The organism is Paucibacter sp. KBW04, assembly GCF_003852425.1.
Lineage (GTDB): Bacteria > Pseudomonadota > Gammaproteobacteria > Burkholderiales > Burkholderiaceae_C > Paucibacter_A.
The window spans coordinates 173765-183608 of the sequence record NZ_QAJN01000003.1 but is presented as its reverse complement, the minus strand read 5'-3'; the positions used below and the strand labels follow the sequence as shown (position 1 = coordinate 183608).

At 63.8% G+C, this 9844-nt stretch carries 9 protein-coding genes; 6 read left to right on the top strand and 3 right to left on the bottom strand.

The features are described 5' to 3' along the window. Positions 1-520: 520 nt before the first annotated feature. Both DBR47_RS06210 and DBR47_RS06205 read left to right on the top strand, forming a co-directional pair. The gene (locus DBR47_RS06210) at positions 521-1024 is read left to right on the top strand and encodes a DUF2947 family protein (protein WP_124448027.1); all 504 of its coding nucleotides are present in this window, start codon (positions 521-523) and stop codon (positions 1022-1024) included. A gap of 247 nt (positions 1025-1271) precedes the next feature. Then, positions 1272-1571 (top strand): hypothetical protein, encoded by a 300-nt coding sequence (locus tag DBR47_RS06205; RefSeq protein WP_124448025.1) that lies wholly within the window; start codon positions 1272-1274, stop codon positions 1569-1571. A gap of 727 nt (positions 1572-2298) precedes the next feature. On the opposite strand, the gene DBR47_RS06195 is transcribed toward DBR47_RS06205, so the two are convergent. Continuing rightward, the gene (locus DBR47_RS06195) at positions 2299-2649 is read right to left on the bottom strand and encodes a DUF6172 family protein (RefSeq protein WP_124448021.1); all 351 of its coding nucleotides are present in this window, start codon (positions 2647-2649) and stop codon (positions 2299-2301) included. Positions 2650-2866: 217 nt separating this feature from the next. Between DBR47_RS06195 and DBR47_RS06190 the strand changes: the two genes are divergently transcribed. Beyond that, positions 2867-4204, top strand: a complete 1338-nt coding sequence (locus DBR47_RS06190) for an MATE family efflux transporter (protein WP_231512154.1) — start codon at positions 2867-2869, stop codon at positions 4202-4204. Here the strand turns inward: DBR47_RS06190 and DBR47_RS06185 are convergent. Together DBR47_RS06185 and DBR47_RS06180 are read right to left on the bottom strand one after the other, a co-directional pair. Beyond that, positions 4177-4731 carry a diguanylate cyclase domain-containing protein gene (locus DBR47_RS06185; protein WP_124448017.1) on the bottom strand — a complete coding sequence of 185 codons (555 nt, stop codon included), beginning with the start codon at positions 4729-4731 and terminating at the stop codon, positions 4177-4179. The two genes, DBR47_RS06190 and DBR47_RS06185, sit on opposite strands and share 28 nt — an antisense overlap. Before the next feature lie 115 nt (positions 4732-4846). After that, entirely contained in the window at positions 4847-5707 is an 861-nt protein-coding gene (locus DBR47_RS06180) for a LysR substrate-binding domain-containing protein (RefSeq protein ID WP_124448015.1), read from the bottom strand. Between the two features lie 267 nt (positions 5708-5974). Here DBR47_RS06180 and DBR47_RS06175 point away from each other — a divergent pair, with 267 nt between their 5' ends. From DBR47_RS06175 to DBR47_RS06165, 3 genes are read left to right on the top strand one after another with little or no spacing between them, the layout of a single operon-like run. Then, positions 5975-6964, top strand: coding sequence for a putative 2-aminoethylphosphonate ABC transporter substrate-binding protein (locus tag DBR47_RS06175; protein ID WP_370454873.1), 990 nt, complete (start codon positions 5975-5977; stop codon positions 6962-6964). 8 nt (positions 6965-6972) lie between these two features. Next, positions 6973-8109 (top strand): ABC transporter ATP-binding protein, encoded by a 1137-nt coding sequence (locus DBR47_RS06170; RefSeq protein WP_124448073.1) that lies wholly within the window; start codon positions 6973-6975, stop codon positions 8107-8109. A gap of 14 nt (positions 8110-8123) precedes the next feature. Continuing rightward, the gene (locus DBR47_RS06165) at positions 8124-9833 is read left to right on the top strand and encodes a putative 2-aminoethylphosphonate ABC transporter permease subunit (protein ID WP_231512152.1); all 1710 of its coding nucleotides are present in this window, start codon (positions 8124-8126) and stop codon (positions 9831-9833) included. Positions 9834-9844: the final 11 nt, after the last annotated feature.

Genomic DNA, 9844 nt, shown 5'->3' with positions numbered 1-9844 from the left:
AAGTCCCTTCGTATTCGCTCAACCTGACCCGCAACGGCATGCCGCCTTCGGGCCTCATTTCATTCTGGCCCTTCGGCGTCACGCCGCCGCGGGCCGGTTAGCTCAAACGTTAAAGCGCACGCATGGCACTCCTAGATCGGACATTTCGGGATCAGGTCGTTGGTACCGGCCGGGTGATCGGAATGGCCGCACTTACGCTCCTCGGCCTAGCGTTTAGCGCTGGATTAAGTCTTTTCTGGCTGGCGCATGCAGGCTTGGCAATAACAGAGGCGTCCTTGCGAGTTGCCATCTCTGGCTGGGCGGCGCTGTCTTTGGTTGCATGCGGAAGCTTGCTTTGGTACGTCATCAAACGGCGAACGTATCGCTTGCTTCTACTGCTCGTTGCGCTACCGTTTGTCCTTGCAAATATCGTGGTTCCCGTTGCATTGAGGTTCGGTCAGTGATGCGCTTTAACCCTTTAGTCAAGCGGACCTGCGCCAGCTATGCTGGCTGGTCCGCTTACCGCGAACGTTAAGGCGCAATGAAAGACGTGGACGTCGGCCCCTACCGCGGTCTCGAACCGGACGGCGACTGGCCATTCTTTGATAGCGACTGCTCGATCTCAGAAGACGAGCGAGCCCAGATCTGGCCCCTTTCTGAGGCGGGATCCTGTGCATTCTGGGAGGCGCATGTATCAGCCGAACCTCTGGAGCGGCACCCCATGCTGCTCCCCGCGAATCATTGGCTTGCACCAACAATTGAAGGGCCGAACTGGCTAACGCAGAACCGTGAAACGCCTATTCGGCCCGATAGCTCCAAGGTCGGGGCATTCCTGAGCAATGGCTTTCGCACAAGCCAGAGCGAGCGGGTCTATTTCGTTCTCATGCGGGAGCACATCTACTCTGCTCCGATGGATCTGTTCGTGCGCTACTGGCCCGACTTTCTGCTTCTCGGTGATGAAAACGCCTTCCTGTACTGTCCAGACAGTAAGGTGTTCGCGCGCTTCGGTCCAAACGGACAGCTTTCCTTAGGGCATGTTGAGTAATGATCGATCGCTTGCGCCTTAACCTTTTGGTCAAGCGGACCTGCGCCAGCTTCGCTGGGTGGTCCGCTTACCGAGAACGTTGAGCATCAGCGGCATGACCGAACTTGAGAGCTTCCGAAAGCCGTTTGGCTTGGCGGCGAGCAGATCAGAGCTCTCGACATAGCTTTCGATTGCTTCAACACTGAGATTTGCGTGAGCCTGCCTGACAGGCAGAGAACCTGGGCTTGAAGCTTCCGGTGAAGATCCCTTGGCTCAGCCATGGCCAGTAGGAAGTTGGCGTCTGACTGGAATCAGCCAGTCTGCTCGCCATTGTTTCCCGGATGCGGCTGATCTGGTCAAGTGGATGTCGGACGCAGCTCGCAGCACCGACGCAGGCACGCCGAGCGAGCAACTGAACGAGAGTGTCAAAAGCTTTCTCTTTGAGGTGGCGACTAGCGACGTGATCTTGGAAGAGCTCAGGCGCTTCAAGGGAATGACCACGCCGTTTCAGATTCGCGTGCATTGGTTCTTCGAGCGGCAACCTTCGTTGTACTTCGTTGTCGTATGAGCACTCGGCAGATGCCCAACCATTCGCTGCAGCGGACGGCTTCGCCGCCCGCTGAGCTTTCACGTGTGTGCCATGCATGGCACGAATCCAGCCGGGTGAAAGTCCTGGCATCAGGTATCAGTAGAGCCGAAGGTTGGTCAAAGGGCAACTGCGTCGTCGCGAGGCGGGGTGAGGAGGAAGGCCGGGAGGTTTCTCCTATCCCGATTGCGGCAGATTTTCGGGTGACCTGGAATCTTCAGTTAGCTCGACGGGTGTCCGCTAGGATTCGACTTTTCTTTGCCGATAGGAAGCAAGCCCATGACTTTGAATCCCCTCACACAACTCAAGGGGCGCCTTGCTGCGCTGGCGGCAGTGACCTTGTTGTGCGCCCTCTCTGCCGGGTGCGGGCAGGTCAGCAAAGCGGCCGATGCAGCGCCTGCCGCGCCCGCAGTCGGAGCGGACCGTGATCAGCACGGCTGCGTCGGTTCTGCCGGTTACGCCTGGTGCGCGCGTGAGGCGCGCTGTGTGCGGCCTTGGGAGTTGGCGCAGGAGAAGCCGAGCAAGGGCGTGGTCAACACGGCCGAGTCGTTTGCGGTGTATTGCGCGCCCTCGGCAGCCTCAGCCGCCTCAGCAGCTGCGCAGAAATAGCAAGAGCGGCCGAGAAGTTCTCGCCGCCCTCGGCCCTTCAAGTCAATCCAATCTAATCCAGCAAGCGATCGATTGATCGCTCAATCGATCGATCAATCGATCAGTCTTCCAGCGCGTCATCCGCATCGTCCGCTGCGCTGCTATTGCGCGGGATGATGATGGGCGCTTGGCGGGGCTTGCGATTGGCGGGCTTGGCGACGAGCTCGATGTAGAAGGCGGTGGCGCCGGTCTTGACGACCTCGTCGATGGCGGGATTGATCTCGGCCGGGTGGGTCACCTGGGCCTCGGCCTCGCTGGCACCAATGCGGCAGTCAAAGTCCCAGATGTCAAAGCCTTTGGGCAGGGTCTTGCCTTGCTCGCGCTTGATGTATTTGCGGATCTCGAACTTGATGGCTTCGAGGAGGCGGTCGGGGTTCTTGCCTTCGATGCGCAGCTGATAAGTCTTTTTCAAGGCGAGCTTTCCAATAAGAGAGTAGTGCGGGGAAGGGGGTGATTGTCCCCGCATTCCAGGCTTTGTGTTGATGTGGCTGCGCCGCGCTGCCGATCTCGGGGAGAATGCCGCTCCAATTGCAATCGTTTCCAGGCCCTGGGCTTCACCCCTCGGCAAGCCCTTTTTGTCTCAAGTCAAACCCGCCCCCCGCCTTTTCCCTCTGGCCTGGCCCTTGTTCATGGAGCTGTGGCTGGGCATTGCCGTGGGCATGGTCTGCACGGCCTTGGCCGGGCGTATCTCGGACGCAGCGGGCGGCGCTTTCGCCTTGGCCAATCAGCTCTCGGCCACCTTGTTCATCTTGTTTCGCATCATCGGTGCGGGTGTGAGCGTGGTGATCACGCAGGGCCTGGGTGCCGGTCAGCGCGGCGAGGCCGACCGGGTGGCGCGCGCCGTGCTGGGTGCCAGTACCTGGCTGGGTGGGCTGACGGCGCTGGCGGCCTTGCTGTTTGCCGAGCCCTTGTTGCGCCTCTTGCAGGCGCCGGCCGAAGTCTTGCCTCTGGCCACCTTGTTCTTGCAATGCTTGGCCCCGGCCATGTTGTTGGATGCTTGGCTGGCGTCCATGGGCAGCGTTTTGCGTGCGCATCTGCACAGCCGCGCGGCGCTGGCCGTGATCGTGCTGATGCAGTTGAGTCATCTGGGCCTGGCCTTGCCCCTGATGGCGGGTTGGGGCCCCGTGCCCGCCTTGGGCTTGCCGGGCTTTGCCTTGGCCTTGCTGATCAGCCGTCTGCTGGGCCTGGCCCTGCTGCTGTGGCTGTGGCGGGCGTATCTGGATTTGAGGCCCACGCTCTCGGACTGGTGGCGGCTGCCGCGCCAGCCCTTGGCCGCAGTCTTGCATATCGGCCTGCCGGGGGCGGCGGAGAACATCGCCTACCGCCTGACTTTCATGGTCAGCGTGGCGGTGGCGGCCACGCTGGGCGCGGCCGCCCTGGCCACCCAGGCCTATACCTTGCAGCTGATGTATGGCGTGCTGATGTTTGGCCTGGCCACGGGCTTTGCGGCCGAGATCGTGGTGGGCCACATGATTGGGGCGGGCGCGCTGCATGAGGCGCATCGCTTGGTTCGGCGGGCCTTGGCGCGCGGTTTGGTGGTGAGCACCTTGGTGGCCCTGGCGGCGGCTTTGAGCGGGCGCTGGCTGCTGGGCTTCTTCACGCAGGACACCGCCATCATCGAACTCGGCGCGACCCTGTTGTGGATCACCGTCTTGCTGGAGCCGGGGCGCACCTTCAATCTGGTGGTGATCAATGCCTTGCGGGCCACGGGGGATGCGCGTTACCCGGTGATGGCCGGTGCGGCCTCCATGCTGATCGTGCTGGCCGGTGGCAGCTGGCTGCTCGGCTCGTATCTGGGCTGGGGCCTGCCGGGAGTGTGGCTGGCCTATGCCCTGGATGAATGGATACGCGGCCTGCTGATGTGGCGGCGTTGGGCCACCCTGGCTTGGTTGCCCCATGCCAGGGCGGTGCACAGGCGCTTGCGCGCCTCCTCAGGTCATCAGACGCTGGGCCAGAAGCCGGGCTGAACGTCCAGGCGCGAGTACCAGTCTGAGGGCAGGGTGCCGGCCCAGCTGTGGTTGTGATGCGGCACGAGGCGCTTCTTGGCGAAGGTCATGCGGGTGTCGGCCAGGGCCAGGAGGGCGCGGGCCGTCCAGTTCTTACCCTCGGGGCTGGCGGCAACGCCTAGCGAAATGGTGAGCGGCTCAAACTCGGCCTGCACGGCCAAGCGCAGGGCCTCGGCTTGTTCCAGTGCCGCGGCGATATCGAGCCCCGGCAGCACCACCACAAAGGCATCGGCACCCAAATGGGCCAGGGCCGCACCCGCGGGGAGTTTGGCTTGTAGCTGGGTGGCCAGCTTGAGCAAGGTGGCCTCGGCCTGGGGCAGGCCTTGGGCGTCTTGGTAGTCCTTGAAATGATCCACGTCCAGGGCCAGCACGGCCATGGGTTTGGCCTGAGCGATGGCTTCGGCCGCAGCCTGGTCCAGCAGGCTCAGCATGGCGCTGCGATCCAGCAGCCCGTTCAGTTCAATCTTCTCGGCAACAAGCTTGGGCATCAAGGTCTCCTTTGTGGGCTAGCTCGCTCGTAGTATGCAGCTTCGCCCACAAGAAAACCGCGCCGCTGGCAGGCGTTTTCTACGGCTTTTCCCGGGCTTTTGCGCTGGCGCAAGCTCAGCTGGGTTTGCACTCGGCCAAGAATGACTCGATCAAGCGCGCCCGCCGCCTGTCCTTCAGGCAGTACAGATACTCGGGCACCTGGGGTGTGGCCTCGACAAAGGGCAGGGCGCGCAGCTCGGGGTGCACGCTGACCTCGTTGCGGGCGAAGACGCAAACCCCCATCTGGCGTATCACCGCCTCGCGCAAGGCCTCGCGGCTGGCAATCTCCATGCTGGCCTGGGGCTGGACGCCCGCCGCGGCCAGCATGTCTTCGCTCAGTTGCCGAGTTTTGGAGCCACGCTCGCGGCTCAAAAGCAAGCAATCGGCCAGGGCCGCCAGGGGCACCGCTTCTAGCTGGGCCAGGGGGTGGTTGCGGTGCAGCACCAGCACCAAGGGGTCGGAGCCCAGCTCGATGCGATGCAGGCGCGGGTCGGTTTCCAGATGCGAGGAGGTGGCCAGGTCGACCCGGTACTCCTGCAAGGCATCGATCATCTGGCGCGAGTTGCCCGCGCCAATGCTGATGTCCACCAGGGGGAAGCGCTGGCGATAGCGTTGCACGATGTCCAGGATGTAGTAGGGCGCCGTCGCTCCCAGGCGCAGGCTGCCTTGCTGCGGCTCGCCCGCATTGCGCAGCGCGAACTCCACATTGATCTCTTGCTGCAGCAGTTGGTCCACCAGGGGCAGCAGGCGCACGCCCGCATCGCTGATGTTCAGCCGACCGCTGCTGCGGTGGAACAGCTCCACCCCGTAGAGCTCCTCCAGCGCGCGGATCTGGGTGGTGACGGTGGGTTGGCTCAGCCCTAACTGCTTGGCCGCCAGGGTCACGCTGCCCAGGCGCGCCACCACGAAAAAGGACTTGAGCTGGGTCACCAGCATGGCGGCACTCCCTCTGCTTGGCCCTGGCGTGGGCGATCCGCGGGGTTCAGACCGAAAGATCCCAATACCTGCTTTGTCAAATTTGCGTCATTTGACGCCGTCGTTTCATCCCTCATCCCTAGAGTTTCGCCTATTCCCTTGCATGGCCTAGCGGCCGCGCCCTAAGCCCCGAAAACCACCTCCCACGGAGTGAAGACGATGATGAAGAAACTCTTGCAGTCCCTGCGCCTGAAGCCCCTGGCTGGCGTGCTTGGTTTGTCAGCGCTGATGTCCTTGACGGCCGGCGCCGCCCTGGCCCAGGGCAAGACCGAGCTGCTGGTTTACTCGGCCCTGGAGGCCGATCAGATCAAGGCTTACAAGGCCGCCTTCGAGCATGACAACCCTGGCATCGAGCTGAAGTTTGTGCGCGACAGCACCGGCATCATCACCGCCCGCCTGCTGGCCGAGAAGGCCAACCCGCAGGCCGATGCCGTCTGGGGCCTGGCCGCCACCTCGCTGATGCTGCTGGACAAAGAAGCCATGTTGCAGCCTTACGCGCCCAAGGGCCTGGAGCAGGTGCGCGCCAATATGCGTGACCCGCGCGCCCAGCCCACTTGGGTGGGCATGGACTTATGGTCTGCCGCCGTCTGCTTCAACACTGTGGAAGCCGAGAAGCGCAAGCTGCCCAAGCCCACGTCCTGGCAAGACCTGACCCTGCCGGCCTATAAGGGCGCCATCACCATGCCGCACCCGGCCTCCAGCGGCACCGGCTTCTTGATGGTGTCGGCCTGGCTGCAAGGCATGGGCGAGGCCAAGGGCTGGGCTTTCATGGACGCCTTGCACCAGAACATGGGCGTCTACACCCACAGCGGCTCCAAGCCCTGCCGCCAGGCCGGTGCGGGCGAGTTCCCGGTGGGTCTGAGTTTTGACTACCGTGCCAACAAGACCAAGAAGGACGGCGCGCCCATAGCCATCGTCTTCCCCAAAGAAGGCCTGGGTTGGGATGTGGAAGCCACCGCCATCTTCAAGAGCAGCAAGAAGCAGGACGCCGCCCGCGCCCTGGCCGACTGGGCCGTGACCCGCAAGGCCAATGAGCTTTACGCCGGCAACTTTGCCGTGCTGGCCTTGCCGCAGGTGCAGGAGCGCCTGGAGTTCGTGCCGGCTGATATCGAAAAGCTGCTGGTGAAGAACGACTTCGCCTGGGCCGCCGCCAACCGCGAACGCATCTTGACTGAATGGGCGCGTCGCTACGAGGGCAAGGCTGAGCCCAAGAAGTGAGCGAAACCATGCTGTCGGTCAAACACATTACCAAGCGCTATGGCGCACAGCCCGTGCTGCGCGGCATAGCGCTGGAGGTGGCAGCGGGTGAGTTCATCAGCCTGCTGGGCCCCTCGGGCTGCGGCAAGACCACGCTCTTGCGAATTCTTTGCGGCATCGAGACGCCGGATACCGGCAGCATCCATCTGCTGGGCCAGGACATCACGCGCCAGCCGGCCTCGCAGCGCCGCTTTGGCGTGGTGTTCCAGAGCTACGCCCTGTTCCCCAATCTGACGGTGGCTCAGAACGTGAGCTACGGCCTGCAGGACCTGAACCGGCGCGAGCGGGCGGCGCGCGCGCTGGAGATGCTGGCGCTGGTCGGCCTGGCCGAGCAGGCGCATAAATTCCCGGCCCAGCTGTCCGGCGGCCAGCAGCAGCGGGTGGCGCTGGCGCGGGCCCTGGCGCCGCGGCCGCGCTTGCTGCTGCTGGACGAGCCCTTGTCCGCCCTGGACGCCCAGGTGCGGGTGGGCCTGCGCAGCGAGATTCGCCGCCTGCAAAAGCAGTTAGGCATCACCACCTTGATGGTCACGCATGACCAGGACGAGGCCTTGTCCATGTCGGACCGGGTCGTGCTGATGCACCAGGGCCAGGTGGAGCAGCAGGGAAGCCCGCAAGTGCTGTATGCCAAGCCGGTCAGCCCTTTTGCGGCCGGGTTCGTGGGCAAGATGAATCTGCTGCCCGCCCTGGTGGTGGGCGGTGGCCGGGTGCGGGTGGGCGAGCAGGAGCTGGTCTGCGACACGCATCTGTTCAAGACCGGCAGCCCGGTGCTGCTGGGCCTGCGGCCCGAGGCCATCGTCTTGCGGCCGCTGCAAATCACCAGCTCGGCGCATGCCCAGATCAACTGCTTGCGAGCCGAATTGCTGGACACGGTGTTCCTGGGCCCTTGCACCCTGGTCCGCCTGCGCTGCGAGAGCTTGGGTGCCGAGCATGTGCTGGAGGCGGAGCTGCCCACGGCGCGGGACGCCCAGCTGCCGGCCTGGCTGCAGGGCAGGGAGGGGCGGCCGGCCCAGCTGATGCTGGAGATCCCGCGGGATGCCTTGCATGCCCTGGCTCAGCCTCTGTCCATGCGGGCCGAGCCGCCCGCCGTCTTGAGCAAGGCGGCCTGAGCATGAGTGCCGTGATGCCTACGCTTGCTCCCCGCCCAGTTTTTTCCGCCCTGCGCCTGCCCGCCGAGCGGGGCCTGCTCGGCCTGCTGTTGGGCCTGGCCCTGCTGGCCTTGCTGATCAGCATTGCCCTGCCGGTAGCGGCCTTGCTGGGCATGAGCTTTTTCGATGCCAAGGGGCAGTTCACCGGTCTGGCCAATCATTGGGCTTATGCGGCCAGCCCCAATATGGGACGCTCGCTGTTCAACAGCCTGTGGCTGTCCTTGCTCAGCGCGGCCATTTGCGTCGGCCTGGCCTATGGCTATGCCTTTGCGCTGACGCAGACCTGCATGCCGGGTCGGCGCTTCTTTCGCGCCGTGGCCCTGGTGCCGGTGCTGGCGCCCTCGCTTTTGATGGCGATCAGCCTGATTTATCTCTTTGGCAACCAGGGCTTGTTGAAGAGCTGGCTGATGGGCCTGCCCGGTGTCTCTTCAATTTATGGCCCCTTCGGCATCGTCACCGGCTCGGTGCTCTGGACCTTTCCCCATGCCTTGCTGATCTTGCTGACCGCCCTGGGCACCAGCGATGGCCGCTTGTACGAGGCGGCCGCCAGCTTGGGCGCCAGCCGCTGGCGAGTGTTCCGCAGCGTGACCCTGCCGGCCAGCCGCTATGGCCTGGTGATTTCCTTTGTGGTGGTCTTTGTGCTGGTGATCACCGACTTTGGCGTGCCCAAGGTGATTGGCGGCAACACCCAGGTCTTGGCCACCGATATCTACAAGCAGGTGATTGGTCAGCAAAAGCTGCAGATGGGTGCCGTCGTCGCCTTGATCTTGCTGCTGCCGGCCCTGCTGGCCTTCTGGGTGGAGCAGCGCCTGCGTGCGGCCCAGGGCGCCAGCCTGAGTGTGCGCGCCGTGCCTTATCAGCCCCAGCCCTACCCGCTGCTGGATCGCGCCATGCTCTTGTACTGCAGCCTGATCGCGGCCCTGCTGCTGGCGGTGTTGGGCGTGGCGGTGTTTGCCTCGCTGGCTACTTTTTGGCCTTACAAGCTAGCGCCGTCCTTGATTAACTACCAGTTCGATCTGATGGATGGCGGGGGGTGGGCCAGTTATAGCAACTCGCTCAAGCTGGCCTTGGGTACGGCGCTGCTGGGCACGGCCCTGAGCTTTCTGACGGCTTATCTGGTCGAGAAGCCGCGCCAGATGGCCGCTGTCCGCAAGCTTCTCAATGCCGTGGCCAGCCTGCCCATGGCGGTGCCGGGCCTGGCCCTGGGTCTGGGCTACATCCTCTTTTTCAACGCGGCCTGGAATCCCTTGCACTTTCTCTACGGTTCGCTGGGCCTCCTGATGATTTGCACGGTGGCGCATTTCTTCTCGGTGGCCCATATCACCCAGCTGAGCGCCTTGCGCCAGCTGGACCGGGAGTACGAGCTGGTGGCCGAATCCCTGGGTGTGCCGTTCTGGAAGACCTTGCTGCGGGTGCATCTGCCGGTCAGCCTGCCCACCCTGGTGCAGGTGGCGGGTTACTTCTTCGTCAATGCGCTGACCACCGTTTCGGCCGTGGTGTTCTTGTATTCCCCCGAGACCAGCCTGGCCTCGGTGGCCGTGCTGGCCATGGATGACGCCGGCGATATCGGCCCGGCCGCGGCCATGGCGGTGCTGATTTTTGCGACGGCGGCGGTGGGGCGCCTGGTGCTGGCGCTGTTGGAGCGCTTGCTGATCAACAAAACCCAGCGCTGGCGTGCTCGTTGATTGATTGGAAT